Raw genomic sequence first — 15,753 nt, 5'->3', positions numbered from 1 at the left:
GTCGGTGCGATGAAAAATCTGTCTGTAACGGTAGAAAAAGCGCTCGGTCTGTTTGTGCATAAAGACGGGGCGAAGCTGGTTGCCAACCAGGGAGACATCGAGATTCAGGCTCAGCACAACACGATGGCCCTGTTTTCTGAAAAGCAGCTGACGGTGACCAGTAGTGAAGATGAAATTATTATCAGCACCCCGGAAACCCTGACGCTGAACGGCGGGGGATCTTATCTGAAGCTGAGTGAAAACGGGATTGAGCATGGTTCAGAGGGGATGATGGTGATGAAGGTTGCAAGTTACCTGGTGCCCGGATGTGGCAGCAGTCAGCCACTGGAAACGCCGGACTTCAAAAAGACGGACGTGACGGTCACAACAAAAAACTCCGCCAAATGGACCAGTGAGTAGCATGGAAGGTGATTTATGACAGTAAAGATACCCAAAATCAGTTATCCCGTACCATCTAACAAAAATGGTCATGCCTTTCCCTCCACAGAAGAGCTGTTATCGAAGCTCGGAAGCGAAAGTTCGGGATTGTATCTGGTAGGAAGTCAGGGAATGTGGCATGGCGGTATCCATATTACTGATGCCACCATCCCCTGGTGCGCCCTGAGCACTGACAGCAAACCAGAGAATGATTATTGTCGTGAGCCTTATAAAGGGGAACAATTTATCCGTTGTATGGCTGATGGTGAGATTGTCGCCTGGCGCGTATGTAAGGATTATGAGAGTTCCGCGATTGAATGGCGAGGTGAAAAGCTGTTCCTTTCGAACTCCTTTGTGCTGGTGAAACATTATATCCAGCCGGGTGATTCAGAAGAGAGTGGACTAACATTTTTCACGCTGTATATGAATCTGGCGCCTTATATTGCTTATAAACAAAAGGGAAATCAGTCAGACAGAAAAGTGGCAGGCGTCCAGCGCTATTACTCCAGTGTGGATGATATGCTGGCAGGGCGTGCAGCCGGAAAACTGAATAAAGATACGCCTGTCACACTGGGTGATAATATTGTGACCCGAAGTCGCGACCGGCGTCAGTTTACTGAAGTCACCATTACCAGTGAGACGAAGAATGTAGCAGGGGACACACTTGCCGCAGGCACTAAAGTCTGGACGGTGTCTGACCGTGGTTCTCTGAAAGCGGTGGCGTCAGCGCCCGTTCCGTCCTGGTGGGCAAAATGTTCTCCTGCTTACACTACTCAGCCAGAAGGTGTAACGTACTGCACTTCGCGTACGAACTGGAAGTACTATCTGAGCAGTGAGGATGTGCTGCAAGATAAAAAAGCAGGCAGCCTGACACCAGACTTCCCACTCTCTTATGAGCCTGGCAATGCTGCACAGCAGGTTACTCGTCCGGGCAAGAAACCTGGCGATGCCGCAAGAATATTTAGTCTGGTCACTCTGGGCCGGGATAAGGATAAGCTGAAAAAGGGTGACCGGGTATGGGTGGTGTCAGACGGCGACAGTCTGACGCCGGTTGCACCGTCAGCATCCGGTAGTGAACCCGTTTTTAATGATGTGTATGTACCTTCAGAGCCTGTACCGGTCAGTGCCGGAGACAGTCTTGGGCATATGGGTTTTTATCAGCTACCGGAAGAAAACGGCAAACGCTCGCGTTACCAGGTGCATATAGAGTGCCTGAGCATGGATGATATGGAGAAGTTCATCACTAATCCCGGAAGAGCAGGAGAGGATGCGCCGGTGTATCTGACCTGGAAAACCGATGCACCGTTGTTTGACAAGAGCGATACCGGAATAACAGCAGGCGGTCGAAAAACAAAGTCCTCGGGTATTCTGACACTGGCAAAAGTCCCTGGCGTTGATGCTGAGGGGAATACGCTGAGCAGTAACAAGGATGCGGCATATTATCAGATACGTCCTGAAGGAGGCTGGCTGGCCGCAACCAGTGTTCAGAAAGTATCACAATATGCGCTTGGTGAGCTCGGTTTTGTTACTCTGAATAAGACACCGGAGAGTTTTGACCTGATTGATGGCATAAAGCAACCGAATAACGTGGTGAAGGGTATTCTGGAGCAGTTGTATAAAGCAGCAGAGGAGGAAATCCGCACCACTCACGCGCTGAACAAGTATAACTATAAACGCCTGCTGGCGTTGATAGACAGTAACCAGGACGGGCATTACTCAGAGCAGGAATATCTTCAGGCAATTCATAATGTGTCGTACCGTGACCGCCTGTACCGTATTATTGCGAAACACGCCAGTGAATGGTTCTACGGTAAGGATGATCCGCTGTGGAAAAACTATCTGGATCCATTAACCAGGGATGCGCCGTTATGGAAAACGTATCTGGAAGCGTTTCTGGATAAGATGACATGGATGAAGGCGGTGTCAGAAAAGGGCGTGCCGCTGGGGCCGGAGCCGTGGCATATGCATCCGGTAGTGTTTTTAGATGCTGTCTCAAACGATCAGAAATTGATTATATTTCCGCTTAAAGTCAAACCGAAGAATGATATTAATGGAGTCTGGAAAAATTATTACTGGGCTGCATCTTCAAGTGACAGCAATGCCTCTCAGGCCATATTTGGTCGAAATCGAAGCGGAGGGAGTCGTAAACATGCTGCTCGTGATTTGTATACCGAACCTTCGACAGAAATTGTTGCTGTTTGTGACGGAACAGTCAAAAGCATTACAGCTTATTATATGGGAACATCACAAATAACAATCGAGCATAAAACGAATGATAACAGACGTTTTTTTGCACGTTATGGAGAGGTTGATCCTAATAGTATTACTGTTAATGTAGGGGATAAAGTGAGTCAAGGTAGTATAATAGCTAAAACAGGTTTAATGATTTCTCCAGAAACAAACAGGCATCCCAGCATTATAGCGGGGCAGACTGTTTATATGCTACATTTTGAATACTATCCTGGAAATGAGTCTGAATCGCCTCCAAACAATACATTAGATCTCCCTTACAGAAGACGAAATGACTTACGTGATCCGTTGGAAATATTGCGCGAAGGTTACGAGAACACTTTCAGTGAAAATGTCAAAAATGGAAACCGGATTGATATAAACCAGTTACAGGTTTCAGATGAAGGAAAAGCGTTTATCAAAGGATGGGAGTCATTTAAGTCAAAACCTTATAATGATTCAGAGGGCTATTGCACCATTGGTTATGGTCACTTAATTGCAAGGCGCAAGTGTGAGGATATCGTTCTGTCAGACGAATTCAAAGACGGCATCACGCGTGCCCGCGCTGATGAACTTTTTGAAGAAAGACTGCCCACATATGTAAATGAACTTAAGAGTTCAGTAACGGTGAATCTCTATCAGTACGAGTTTGATGCGTTGGTAAGCCTTTTGTTCAATCTCGGTTCCTTACGCAAAGCACCTTTACTCAAATCGAAACTTAATAGCGGAGATTATGCTGGTGCAGCGGACGAATTCCTCGATATTACCAATGACGGTACCACTGGCCTGGTGATACGCCGGAGGAAAGAGTGGGGTTTATTCAATAATAATATTTATGATTCTTCTCATTGACAGAATGTAATACAAGGAATGCTATTGTGAATAAAAAACTATTATGGATTTACATCCTCTTTGTTTTATCATTTAGCGCTCGCATCCAGGTGAGTGAGGCAAAGGATGTATGGGTTTTTGATAAAGTCTCCAGTTCTACTGTCTTAGGAATGACGGATGCGGACAGGGTTCGCAATCTGACAACGCAGTTTCGACAGGTCGAGATCGTCACTGATTCAAACATTCTCACCATTCATAATTCCCTACTGGAAAAAGGGAATATCTGCTCTATCGACTTCGTCAGAATAAATAAAACATTGCTTTCTTATTTTTACTCTAAAGATACGGTGGCAATGTATAAGGCACTATTTTCACAGGAAGGAATGCCCCTGACGGATGATATTATTGTCCTGACATCTCTTAGGCCTGGTGAAGAATGTCCCGAACCGTACAGTGAACTCATAGAGGCTAAGGGGAATTTGTTTTTCTCTGAACAGGACTATGTGGTGTTCATGAAGAAAAAAATTGGAAATGTAACTTCGGGGAATAAAGATAAAATTGATTTTTGGCAATACTGTAAAAACGCTGCGGAAGGCGCGGCCTACGATGGAAGAAGTAAATATAGCTGTCAGTTTAGTCATAAATCTATAGCTGAAGTGTATTCCAATATTCGTGCGCTCAGTCATTATCAGCATGCGTTAAAGGAAAAGTTGCCGAGTAAAAATATTAAATACCCTGTTGATGGAGGATATATCATTTATCAATGGACTGATCGCAACACGCTAGAGATAATAATTGAACAAAAAAATGAGTCTATCCGCTATTTCGTTAAGTCTAAAAATAATAGTGCTGAAGTAGTAATCGAATCGGATACACAATATTAGTTGCCTTAGTCGTGTCACAAAAAACGCCTGGCATCTGGTTTTATTAATGATATAATTCGTTGTTTTTATTAATATCAATAAATACAGAGGCCATTCTCAGAGGAAGAGGGCGATGCATCTGGAAGCGTTTCTTGACAAGATGACATGGATGAAGGCGGTGTGTGAAAAAGACGTGGCGCTGGGGCCGGAGTTGTGGCATATGCATCCGGTAGTGTTTTTACACGCTATAAAGAAAGGGAAAACCAAAATTACACGAGAGATGCTCAGGAGAATTTGGTCTGATCCAAGAAATGTTTCTGACTCTGTTCTCGATGTTGTTGCCGAAGAATTTTCAAGTAAATTTGATATCTGTAATATTAATACCAAAAATAGACTATATCATTTTTTCGCTCAAATTTATCAAGAAGTAGGGCCTGCTTTCAATTTGAATGAGGGTTTTAACTACAGACCACAAGTGCTTATAGATAAATTCGCATATTATCGTAATCACCCTCAAGATGCTCAAACGGATGGCTATATTCCGGGAAGGCAAGCCGCAAATAAACAAAATATTGCGAACAGGGCATATGGTGGTCGAGAGGGGAATGATGATATTGCAAGTGGAGATGGATGGCGATATCGTGGAAGAGGAATGAAACAGTTAACCTTTAAGAATAATTCTAGACCTTTCACAAATTATCACGAAAGAGTTTGGGGAGAACGTGTTGATTTTGAATCCAGTCCGGATTTATTAGTTGAAACTGTTTATGCAGCAAGGTCTGCTTTGTACTTTTGGGATCAGAATAATTTATATAGTAGAGCTGATAATGGAATTGGTAGAACGGTGTCGGACTCAATAACACGAATTGTAAATCTTTATGATACCACTATGAAGATAGATATAATAATTTAATAAGATTCCTGCAAGAGGGCATTTTTGATGAGATTTTTTAAAATACTGGTATTGATATTTATTTTTTCCACCAAACTATCTTATGCAACAGATTTTAAATTATCATCATCTGACCAAGTTAGAGATATCAAATATTTTTCATTGCAAGTGCAAAACGATAATAAAATTAAAAATATAGACGTGGGTCTTGAAGGTGATTCCAATAATGTCACGATAAAACAATATTATACTTTTCCATGTAAATGGGGGGCGTGACTGGTATTAGATTAAGTATGGATTCATCCTCTGCTGATGGGCCATTATCGTTTGATAATATATATATGCTGGACAGTGAGCTAAATATAGTTTTTGCAAAGTCATATAGTCACGTGGGTAAAAAATGGATTGACCCTATCAGCTTAAACAGTGCTGTTTGTAATTGTATAAGTGGTGGTTTAAAAAACGATCCGTCAACTAAAAAGGATTATATTGTAGATTTTGAGGCTATACAGCAAGGTCCTTTTAGTCTAAAAGGAATAGATAATGTATCTATTAAGTATGTTAGAGCCGACTCTTTGAATTTTATTCGTGAAGATGTGCATGGTGAAACAATAATTGTTTCAATAGAAAATCATGATAATGTGGCACCTTCAGTTCGCACAGTTTTTTTATGAATATTAATTCAGAAATGAATATTATTAGTCTGGTCTCCTGGGGAGGAAGCATGGACGAAGGTGATTACTATAAAGTATATGGATATACATATGATAAAAAAGGGAATATTCATACTAATGCAATTTTAGAAAAAGATTTAAATTTATCTGGTTATAATGCAAAAAATAATCCATTTAAGTATAAAAACGCGATCTCTGTAAAAAAATACATACTTGAGAATCATGGTTCCTAGCAGGAAAACATAAAATTTCTAAAAAGGCTCACCTCTTATTTTCTGGATCAGGGTTGAGACACTTGAGTAATAAATATTAATTTATTCTGTCCTGTATACAATAAATTAATGGAGATACAAATGTTGCAAATTATTCGAAAAGGCGACAAAACCACTCACGGCGGTTCAGTCATGACCTGTTCTGGCACCATGATATTTGGCGGGATTGGCGTGGCGCGTAAAGGTGATATGGTTTCCTGCCCGATACCTGGACATGGTCCGACAATTATCATCGAAGGTAACCCTGATTATCTTGATAACGGGATCCCGGTTGCCTTTCACGGCCATAAATGTGGTTGTGGATGCACATTGATCAGTTCTTTTGCTCCAGCAAAGGTTGCTTGAGTATGCCTGTCCTGCTCGATACCATCCCTGAAAAGGCGGCGAAGGTTCCCCGACCCGATACCCGCCGTTGGCTGCTGTTCCTGGCATTTATCCTGTCAGGAGGGATTGCGTTAACGTTCTGGAACTGGACGACAGAACGCACTGGCTTTATTTTCTGGTTTACTGCGCTGGGATTGCCTTTCTGTCTCTGGGGACTGTTTTTCTCCCTGCGCCGGCTTGCATACAAAGCGGAGCAGGTGGGGGCTGAATCCCGGAATGTGGAGCGCGAAGCGCTTATTGAGCGCGAAATTTGTCGGGGTCAGCGCTGTGCCTGGATACTCGAGTCAAGCGTTCAACACATTTCAGGAAATAGTCCTGGTGCACTGATGAAAGCCGTTGATCGCGCCATTTCAGCTTCAGAGGCCTCCACGCCACGTGGTTCTAAATCCGCTGTCAGGTATGCAGCCTTAGCCAGTTTTCAGTCAAATCTGGATGCAGAGCTCATCTCCGCGACGTCAACACTCGTCGCCCATGTACAAAAAATTACCGACACCCTGCCGGAGTATATCCCTTGCTGCCTGATGCTGGACTGTGATGACGATATTCGCCCCCGACTGGAGGAGCACTTCAGAAATGAACTCGCTGCCAGAACCGGGCGGAGCTTCAGGCTCCTTTCGGGCAAAGGTATGGCGGCGTTCGATGCCTGGCTCGATCAGCGCTGGGACACGGCAGGCATTCTTGCAGGAGTGACGTTTTCATTGCCAGCTCAGCCTGATGAAGGCGACGCCGATGCCATTACCCTTCTGGTACTCAGCAACCGTAAGGCTGTGGGGTATCCTGATGCAGTCTGTCTCCACCGCCCTGAAAAGGGTCAGGAAACCCGGCTCGTAAAAACGCTGGACAGGGCGCTTTTATGGGCCGCAACAGCACCTGAAGCACTAAAAACGGCCTGGTATACAGGGCCAGTTCTATCCAGTGGAAGTGGATGGAATATGGCTTGTGAAGATAACGGGGTGAGATTCAGCCTGTCAAAAGACAATCATGGTATTGATCCCGTTCTGGGATATGCCGAACGCGCCGCCCCCTGGCTGGCTATTATTCTTGCCTCTGCTGCATGTAGCGATAATGGCCCACAGGTTATCGCCGCGCAACCCGCCGCTGACAAAGACGATATCTGGGTCGCGGTCATCACCAAAGAAGAAGTTTGCAAGGGAACGCCTGAGAATGTCTAAGGTAAAAGTTAAAACACTCATCGGCTCAGTAGTAACTGTCGCGTTTTTCCTGACGGTCATTGTGGCATTTTTGTTTTATGCCTTTCCGGAAAACGTGGCCTCGGCCACCGGATTCGGACCGTATGACGGCCAGCGCATACTCACACTCTGCGCCATCCTGGTTGCCGCGATGTTTTTAGTCGGCTGGCTAACAGAAAAGTTATTCGAATTCGCGGGTAAATCCGGGTTGTATTTCCACTGGGGGCAAAAAAAGAGTCAGATGGCTACCCCGGCGGCAAATGTCATTGCCAGTGAAGATGAGGACAATGGCCCCGTCTTCAGCGAAGAAGCCGTGTCCGAGCACCTGCGCTTTCGCTATGGACGCCGCTGGCAGCGTAAAGTACGACTCCTGTTGGTGATGGGCAATCCGGACGACGTCCACAATGCGGCCCCGGGTCTGTGTCATGACCTCTGGCAGGAAGGCGACGGCAACGTGCTGATTTATGGCGGCGACGCGCAGTCACTCCCGGATGAGATCTTCCTTTCAAAACTGAAACGCCTGCGTTCCGGCCATCCGGTTGATGGCATCATTCAGGTGATGAGTACCTCAGCTCTCCCGACTGATATCGAACGGGACGCCTTTTTGCGGTGCCGCCAGAAAGCAGACCACCTGCTGGGCTGGCAGGCGCCTGTCTGGCTGTGGCTGACTGACAAAGCCAGGGGCGCTCAACAGAACGAGGAAACCGCTGCAACAGGGGTTATTTTCGGACCGGGGGGCACCGTAAAAGAGGCGGATGAGGCGCTTGCCACACTGACGCAACGCCTGCAAAAAGCCGGTATAGCACAGATACTGAATAATCCGGCACATGACAGCCTGCTGCAGCTGTCCTCCCGCCTGCGGCGCGAACTGAAAGGCAGTCTGACCGTTTTGCTCAGCGGACTGATGCAGGGGTCTGCGGCCTTTCGTTTACGGGGAGTCATGTTCAGTTCTGAACTGGCTGTTGCCGGTTCGATCCCGAACACGCGCATCGACACACCGACGTGGAAAGCCGTTACTGACGACTGTGACGCCGTCAGCGGCAGGAAGCTGGGCTTTGACTGGCTGAAAATGCTGCGATTAATCCTGCTTTCCCTGATTGTCCTGTGGGGGGCCGGTACACTGCTGTCCCTCATTGTTAATCGCACCCAGATATTTCAGGCGCAGGAGACAGCCAGGCAGGCAGCGGATACAACGTTACCCCTGGCTGAACGCCTGCGCAAGCAGCTCGTACTACAGCAATCCATTGCCCGTCTGCAACATCGTGAAGCAACCGGCGCGCCGTGGTACACCCGCTTTGGTCTTAACCAGGACAGCGACACGCTGGCCGCACTCTGGCCGCTGTATGCGAAGAACAATGCGCAACTGATGAGGGATGCCACCGCAGACCATCTCAGGCAGCAGTTGAATGCCTTTGTGCAACTTCCTCCTGCCAGTGATGCCCGAACGCAGGGCACACAGCATACCTACAGCGTGCTCAAAAGTTATCTGATGCTGGCCCGTCCCGACAAAGCGGACGCGAGCTGGCTGGCAAAAAACGTGCTGGCAACATGGCCGAAACGCCAGAGTGTGCCGGATGGCTCGTGGCAGGAAATGGCGCCGAAACTACTGGGTTTTTATGCGCAAAACCTCCCGGCACATCCGGAATGGAAAATTAAGCCTGACGCTGAATTAATCAGCACAGTCCGTCAGATCCTGCTTAAACAAATAGGCCAGCGGAACGCTGAGTCCGGGTTATACCAGGAGATGCTTAAGCGCGTGGCCAGCAACTGGCCAGATTTAACGCTTGCCGATATGACCGGCGACACCGATGCTTCAACGGTATTCAGCACTGACGAAGTCGTCCCGGGAATGTTTACGCGTCAGGCCTGGGAAGAGCAGGTACAGGATGCAATTAACGAGGTCGTCAAAACCCGCCGTGACGAAATCGACTGGGTCCTGACGGATAAAACCCATCAGACAGGAAGCGATATCTCGCCGGACGCGCTGAAGGCTCGCCTGACAGAACGCTATTTTACCGATTTTGGTAATGCCTGGCTAAACATGGTCAACAGCATTCAGTGGCAGGAAGCCACGTCACTTTCTGAGGCGATTGCCCAGCTCAGCCTGATCGGTGATGTCCGCCAGTCGCCGCTGGTGGCGTTGATGAACACACTGTCCTGGCAGGGGAAAACAGGGCAGAAGGGGGAGGCGCTGGCCGACTCGATAGTGGATTCAGCGAAAAAACTGATTGGTCAGAAAAAAAATGCAAAACAGTTTATAGAGCAGGCTCAGGGGCTTAAAGGCCCGCTCGACGGGGTGTTTGGGCCACTTATGGGACTGATGGAAGGTAAAGAGGGTACCGGTACCAACGGGAATCTCAGTTTCCAGTCCTGGCTGGCCCGCGTTACCCAGGTGCGGCTGAAACTTCAGCAGGTCACCAGCGCTCCGGACCCGCAAGCAATGTCGCAGATGCTGGCCCAGACCGTATTCCAGGGTAAAGCCATCGACCTGACTGACACCCGCGACTACAGCAGTCTGGTAGCGGCGAGCCTGGGGCAGGAATGGAACGGATTTGGCCAGTCGTTGTTTGTGCAACCACTGGATCTGGCCTGGCGGCAGGTTCTTACCCCGGCTGCGGGGAGCCTCAATGCCCGCTGGCAGTCGACCATTGTCGATCAGTGGAATAAGGCCTTTGCGGGACGCTATCCATTTAAAGCCACCGGCAGTGATGCCTCCCTGCCGCTGCTGGCTCAGTTCTTGCGTAGCGACTCGGGTCGAATCACCACCTTCCTGAAAACTAACCTTGGCGGGATCCTTCATCAGGAGGGGAATCGCTGGGTCGTTGATCCTTCCGCAAGTCAGGGGATGGTTGTCAGCCCGGATTTCCTCCGGGCCATTAACCAACTGGCGGAACTGTCAGATATCGTGTTCTCTCAGGGCGATGCGGGTGTTCATTTCGAGCTGATGGCACGCCCTTCAAGAGATGTAGCCAGAGTGCAGTTGACTCTTGATGAACAGAATCTGGACTACTTCAACCAGATGGAAAGCTGGCAGAGCTTTACCTGGCCGGGAAACACGTATTACCCGGGCGTGAATTTAAGCTGGCGCAGCGTCAACAGTGGCATGCAGCTCTACGCCAGTAACCAGGGCAACTGGGGGTTCATTCGCCTGCTGGACAAAGCCCAAATCACACCTCTCGATGCCAGCCGTACGCAACTGGTGTGGATCACTGCTGATGGCAATCCTCTGAAGTTTGTGATGCGCAGCGAACTCGGCAATGGCCCTCTTGCGTTACTGAAGCTTCAACGATTCACGTTGCCTGACACTATCTTCAGCGTCGCCGCCGGCGCAGAAGAGCTTCAGTAGCGATTGATATAGGTAAATGCTTGTTGTTGAAATGGAAGCCACGGCAAATCGTCAATAGCAAGGACGACGACTCTCTGGAAGTGGTCGTGAGATTTATGAAAGAGACTAACAAACGGGAAAAAGAATGAGCTCACCGGATGATCTGTTAACCGCTTGCGCCACCAGCCAGGAAGAAAGGCAGCGCCTCATCTCCCGGGCAAATGACGCTCTGTCGCTTTGGGATAACTGGCTACATCCCTTTACCTCCGGGTCTGAAACCGGGGACGATCCCGCATACGATGATAATTTTCAACTGATGCGTGAAGAGATTAATAAGCTTTCAGGTACCGATTCAGCGCTGTTGTGCGATCTGGCCCGGAAGTGCCTCTGCGAATGCGCCAAAGATATTCGTGTGGTGACCTGGTACGTGCAGGCCCGGCTCAGCCGCGACGGCGAAAAAGGGCTGGCCGAAGGTTTACTGCTTCTTGTCGCGATGCTGGCCCGTTACGGGCAGTCATGTCACCCACAGCGTCCCGCCGCCCGTAAAGCTGCTCTGGAGTGGCTGAACAGTGCAAAAGTGATTGATGCACTGCAGTTATGGCCGGAAGTTGACAGTACTGATACTGGTCTGACGGCAGGCGCCATAAACCTGCTTGAATCCACTGTTTCGGACTGGCCGGAAGCTGAAAGACCTTCTTTTGCAGGCTTATTTACCGCTCTTGAAAACCGTCTGGCACGTTCAGGTGGCATGGAAGCACTGGTCCCCCAGAACAGCAGCACCCAGGAGTACGTGCGTGAATCAGCCCGTCCGGATTCACCGCAACTGTCAGCGGTGAAATCTGGCCGCGATTTACTCGACCAGACCAGGTTACTTTCCCGCTGGCTGAGCGAGCAGCCGCAGGGCTGGCTGGCTTCTCATCGGCTGATAAAAACCGTGCGGTGGGATACGGTCGATCAGATCCCTTCGCTGGACAGTAGCGGCCGCACCCGCCTGGTACCACCGAAACCCGAGTATCGCGCTCAACTTAAGCGGCTCTGGCTTCAGAAAAACTGGACCGAACTGGTTGAGCAGGCCAGCCAGATGTATTGCGAAGGTGTGAATCACTTCTGGCTCGACCTCCAGTGGTATCTCTGGCAGGGACTCAGCCATGCCGGTCAGCCCTGGGATACCTGGGCTGACTCCGTCCTGTTCGACCTGCGGCTGCTACTTAAACGCCTCCCGGGCCTTGAAGGACTGGCATGGAATGACGGCACCCCCTTTGCCGACGAAGTCACCACCGCCTGGATTGCTGAAAAGGTGAATGAAGATGGCCTGATGTACAGAGATGAACCCGCTACCGTCGTTAATGGTCAGGCTGACGATGTGCTGCTTCTTGAGTCCGAAGCCATGGAGAAGGGAGACACGGAAGGGCCTGAAGCGGCGCTTGTCTGGCTACAGTCCCGACCGGGGATGGAGACACCACGCCATCGCTGGCTGATACGCCTGTTGATGGCCCGGGTGGCAGAGCAGTATGGCCGAAACGAAATGGCGCTTCATCTGCTTGGCGAACTGACAACCTGTGCGCCATTGCTGACGCTGGAAGACTGGGAACCGGCTCTGTTGTTTGAAGTCCAGGCTCGCCGCCTGAAACTGCTGCGCCTGAAAGCTGGTCGCAGCGAATCCGATAAAGCCCGTCTGATGCCTGAGATGGAGGTTTTACTTGCCGGACTTATTGCCATCGACCCTGCCCGTGCCATGGTGCTCTGTGGCTAATTTTCTTTTTAATAATTTTCAGGAATTCCGTGCATGGATGATTTAACCCTGCGCTATTACGAAGCAGAAATGCGCTACCTGCGTGAAGCCGGTAAAGAATTTGCCCGGGCTCATCCGGACCGGGCTGCAATGCTTAATCTTGATAAGCCCGGCGCACGCGATCCTTATGTAGAGCGCCTGTTTGAAGGTTTTGCTTTTCTGATGGGGCGTCTGCGTGAAAAGCTGGATGATGACCTGCCGGAACTGACCGAAGGGCTGGTAAGTCTGCTGTGGCCGCACTATATGCGGACCATTCCGTCACTGGCCATCGTCGAGTTCTCACCTGACTGGCGCAGCCTGCGTCAGGCCGAAATGCTGGCGGAAGGCTTCTCCGTGCTGTCACGTCCTGTCGGGCCACATAAAACCGCCTGTCAGTACCGGACGACCCGAGATGTTCCGCTACAGCCGCTGCAACTTGCAGACGTCCGCCTGCACACTGAAACCGATGGCCGCTCTGCTATTCGTCTGCGCTTCGAATGCCCTGAAAAAGTGGACTGGAGCAAGGCCGGGATCGACAAAGTCGCCATTTTTCTTAACGCAGAGAGTCCGGTCAGCTCAGCGTTGCATCTGGCAATGACCCGTCGTGTACACGCCATGTATGCCCGCCATGCCGGGACGTACACCGAACGCCATCGGTTTGATGGCTGGTGCAAACCCATGGGCTTTGATGACAATGATGGCCTGTGGAAGAAAGCAGATACTGCTTTCAGTGGATACCAACTGCTGCTGGAATATTTCAGCTTCCGTCCAAAGTTTATGTTTGTTGAGCTGCGAGGACTTGACACTATCGGGCTCACTGCGGCCAGCACCTGGTTTGAAATCGATATTGTACTTAGTGAAGCCTGGTCGTCCGATCTGCCCTTTGAGACAGAAAACTTCCGGCTGCATTGTGCGCCGGTCATCAATCTCTTTACCCTGGAGGCCGATCCGCTGACGCTTAACCCGCTGGAAAACGAATACCTGCTGAGGCCGTTGCGTCTTCAGGATGGTCATACCGAGATTTACAGCGTCGATGATATCCATGGCGCGCTGAAAAATGGCAAACATCCCTGGGTACCGTTCACCAGCTTCCGGCACCGGGGCGGTATGATGCGTCACGATGCACCTGAGCGTTATTTCCACACCCGCGTGAAACGCGGTCCCTCGGGTCTGTATGACACCTGGTTAATTCTGGGCGGTCGCTCGTTCGAGCTGGAGCAGCTGTCCGAAAAACCGGAATCTCTCTCGATGCGAATAACCGGGACTAACGGCCAGCTTCCGCGTAAGGCACTGGAAAGTACCCTGCTGGACAGGGTGGTGAAGGCGGGTAAAGTCCCGGTCAGAGTCCTGAATGTGACAGCACCGACGATGCCGCTGTATCCCCCGGCAAACGATCGTTTTCACTGGCGGGTGATGAGTCACCTCGGCTCAAATTTCCTCAGCATGATGGACAATCCGGAAGTTCTGCGGGGCACGCTGGCACTCTATGACTGGACCGACGATGAAATGAACCGGCGTCGACTTGAAGCGATAGTTGCAGTAAAACACACCCTGATCCGCCGGTTTGAGAAGGGTTTTATGCTCCGTGGGGTGGATATAGAGATCACGTTGAATATGGATAATTTTGCAGGCGAGGGCGATGTGAATCTCTTCGGCGAGATGCTGCACCGGTTCTTCGCGCTTTATGCCGATATTCACCTCTTTAACCAGCTCACGCTGGTACTGCAACCGACAGGGAAACGACTGAGATGGCGCGAGAATCACAGCCAGCACGTACCGGGCTGACGTTAACACTCAATAAAAACATCTGGCGGGCCAACTTTTATCGTTTCTGCCAGTTGCTGGAGCAGGAAAATCCGGACGCGCCAAAGCTGGGTACTACCAGCCATCCGGGCAACGACCCGGTACGCTTCAGGCCCTGGCCCGGAATGGGGTTCCCGGTCTCCGAACTGCGGGCGGTGGAGACCGATGAAGAAAATCCCGCGCTGCCTCCGACCGTGCGTACCACCTTTCTGGGCATGTACGGCGTGGATTCACCGCTGCCGGGCGCATATGTGGATGATATCGCGCAGCGCCGTGAAGGATACGAGGCGGTCACCTCATTCCTGGACATTTTCAGCCACCGCATCACCACGCAATACTACCGTATCTGGCGAAAATATGCGTATCCGGCCACTTTCGAGGAAGGTGGGCGCGATGCCACATCGCAGTGTCTGCTGGGACTGGTCGGACTCGGTATACCAGGCACGGCTGAACATGTGGCAACGCCGGTTTCACGCTTTCTGGCCTTACTGGGCGCCATGCGATTACCCACCCGCAATGCTGAAGGCATTCGGGCTCTGGTCAGTCTGCTGGCGCCACATACCCGGGCTATTATCACCGAACCCGATCCGGTGAAAGTCTATATTAATAACCGCAGTGGTCTGGGTACCGGAAACCGGGTCCGTCTTTCGCAAAGAGCCACGCTGGGCAAAACGGCACAGGAAGCATGCAGTCGGGTCCTGGTGACACTGGAAACAGAGGATCCGAACGAAGCGGAAGGTTGGTTACCCGGTGGTGTTCTTTATACCGACTTGCTGGTCCTGATGCGCGTCTATCTCGGTCACCGTAGTGATGCCCGACTGCGTCTTACAGTGCCCGTTCGGTTGTTGCCTGAACCCCGTCTTGGTAAAGGCAGGCGTATCCAGTTGGGCCGTACCGGTTTGCTGGGTCTGAAAGCGGGAAAACTCAGTAATAGCCGGGAGAGCCTGACCGTCAATCTGGGCTGCTATGAAGGGTTGCAATGCTCTGTTTTCCCCCCCGCTGAAGACGGGCATTACCGCTTCGACTAATCATCAATCATTAATTCTCCCCAAAATAATTCTGGTTGCAGGAAGGCGGCAAACGCATGAGTCCCCGGGAGCAT

General features: G+C 50.1%; 12 protein-coding genes. All 12 read left to right on the top strand.

The window, feature by feature from the left end; translation table 11 throughout:
• On the top strand, positions 1 to 399 hold a 399-nt coding region (locus tag CSE01S_RS04350; protein WP_148365370.1), incomplete at its 5' end, for a DUF2345 domain-containing protein.
• A gap of 15 nt (positions 400 to 414) precedes the next feature.
• A complete protein-coding gene (locus tag CSE01S_RS04345; protein WP_042284663.1) occupies positions 415 to 3,498 on the top strand; it encodes a glycoside hydrolase family protein in 3,084 nt (1,027 codons plus the stop codon).
• A gap of 26 nt (positions 3,499 to 3,524) precedes the next feature.
• Positions 3,525 to 4,361 carry a hypothetical protein gene (locus tag CSE01S_RS04340; protein ID WP_042284662.1) on the top strand — a complete coding sequence of 279 codons (837 nt, stop codon included), beginning with the start codon at positions 3,525 to 3,527 and terminating at the stop codon, positions 4,359 to 4,361.
• 112 nt (positions 4,362 to 4,473) lie between these two features.
• Complete coding sequence (locus CSE01S_RS21925) at positions 4,474 to 5,253, top strand: glycoside hydrolase family 19 protein (protein ID WP_052406273.1); 780 nt, start codon at positions 4,474 to 4,476, stop codon at positions 5,251 to 5,253.
• A 251-nt stretch (positions 5,254 to 5,504) separates the two neighbouring features.
• Complete coding sequence (locus tag CSE01S_RS23035) at positions 5,505 to 5,906, top strand: hypothetical protein (RefSeq protein WP_148365368.1); 402 nt, start codon at positions 5,505 to 5,507, stop codon at positions 5,904 to 5,906.
• A 50-nt stretch (positions 5,907 to 5,956) separates the two neighbouring features.
• A complete protein-coding gene (locus CSE01S_RS04330) occupies positions 5,957 to 6,139 on the top strand; it encodes a hypothetical protein (protein ID WP_042284659.1) in 183 nt (60 codons plus the stop codon).
• Between the two features lie 120 nt (positions 6,140 to 6,259).
• Positions 6,260 to 6,523, top strand: a complete 264-nt coding sequence (locus CSE01S_RS04325) for a PAAR domain-containing protein (protein ID WP_042284655.1) — start codon at positions 6,260 to 6,262, stop codon at positions 6,521 to 6,523.
• 2 nt (positions 6,524 to 6,525) lie between these two features.
• Positions 6,526 to 7,734: a KPHS_23130 family T6SS system protein gene (locus CSE01S_RS04320; RefSeq protein WP_042284651.1), complete on the top strand. Its 1,209-nt coding sequence runs from the start codon at positions 6,526 to 6,528 to the stop codon at positions 7,732 to 7,734.
• Positions 7,727 to 11,098 (top strand): ImcF-related family protein, encoded by a 3,372-nt coding sequence (locus CSE01S_RS04315; RefSeq protein WP_042284649.1) that lies wholly within the window; start codon positions 7,727 to 7,729, stop codon positions 11,096 to 11,098. Before CSE01S_RS04320 ends, CSE01S_RS04315 begins: the two co-directional genes overlap by 8 nt.
• A gap of 124 nt (positions 11,099 to 11,222) precedes the next feature.
• Positions 11,223 to 12,830, top strand: coding sequence for a type VI secretion system protein TssA (tssA, locus tag CSE01S_RS04310; RefSeq protein WP_042284647.1), 1,608 nt, complete (start codon positions 11,223 to 11,225; stop codon positions 12,828 to 12,830).
• Positions 12,831 to 12,863: 33 nt separating this feature from the next.
• Complete coding sequence (gene tssF, locus CSE01S_RS04305; protein ID WP_042284645.1) at positions 12,864 to 14,633, top strand: type VI secretion system baseplate subunit TssF; 1,770 nt, start codon at positions 12,864 to 12,866, stop codon at positions 14,631 to 14,633.
• The gene (gene tssG / locus CSE01S_RS04300; RefSeq protein ID WP_042284643.1) at positions 14,597 to 15,679 is read left to right on the top strand and encodes a type VI secretion system baseplate subunit TssG; all 1,083 of its coding nucleotides are present in this window, start codon (positions 14,597 to 14,599) and stop codon (positions 15,677 to 15,679) included. Before tssF ends, tssG begins: the two co-directional genes overlap by 37 nt.
• Positions 15,680 to 15,753: the final 74 nt, after the last annotated feature.

It is taken from the genome of Citrobacter sedlakii NBRC 105722 (genome assembly GCF_000759835.1).
GTDB lineage: Bacteria > Pseudomonadota > Gammaproteobacteria > Enterobacterales > Enterobacteriaceae > Citrobacter_A > Citrobacter_A sedlakii.
This window is presented reverse-complemented; position numbering and strand designations above follow the sequence as displayed.

Coding starts and splice junctions, on each gene's coding strand:
- CSE01S_RS04345 (WP_042284663.1), top strand. CDS start 415: ATGACAGTAAAGATACCCAAAATCAGTTATCCCGTACCATCTAACAAA.
- CSE01S_RS21925 (WP_052406273.1), top strand. CDS start 4,474: ATGCATCTGGAAGCGTTTCTTGACAAGATGACATGGATGAAGGCGGTG.
- CSE01S_RS04330 (WP_042284659.1), top strand. CDS start 5,957: ATGGACGAAGGTGATTACTATAAAGTATATGGATATACATATGATAAA.
- CSE01S_RS04325 (WP_042284655.1), top strand. CDS start 6,260: ATGTTGCAAATTATTCGAAAAGGCGACAAAACCACTCACGGCGGTTCA.
- CSE01S_RS04320 (WP_042284651.1), top strand. CDS start 6,526: ATGCCTGTCCTGCTCGATACCATCCCTGAAAAGGCGGCGAAGGTTCCC.
- CSE01S_RS04315 (WP_042284649.1), top strand. CDS start 7,727: ATGTCTAAGGTAAAAGTTAAAACACTCATCGGCTCAGTAGTAACTGTC.
- tssA (WP_042284647.1), top strand. CDS start 11,223: ATGAGCTCACCGGATGATCTGTTAACCGCTTGCGCCACCAGCCAGGAA.
- tssF (WP_042284645.1), top strand. CDS start 12,864: ATGGATGATTTAACCCTGCGCTATTACGAAGCAGAAATGCGCTACCTG.
- tssG (WP_042284643.1), top strand. CDS start 14,597: ATGGCGCGAGAATCACAGCCAGCACGTACCGGGCTGACGTTAACACTC.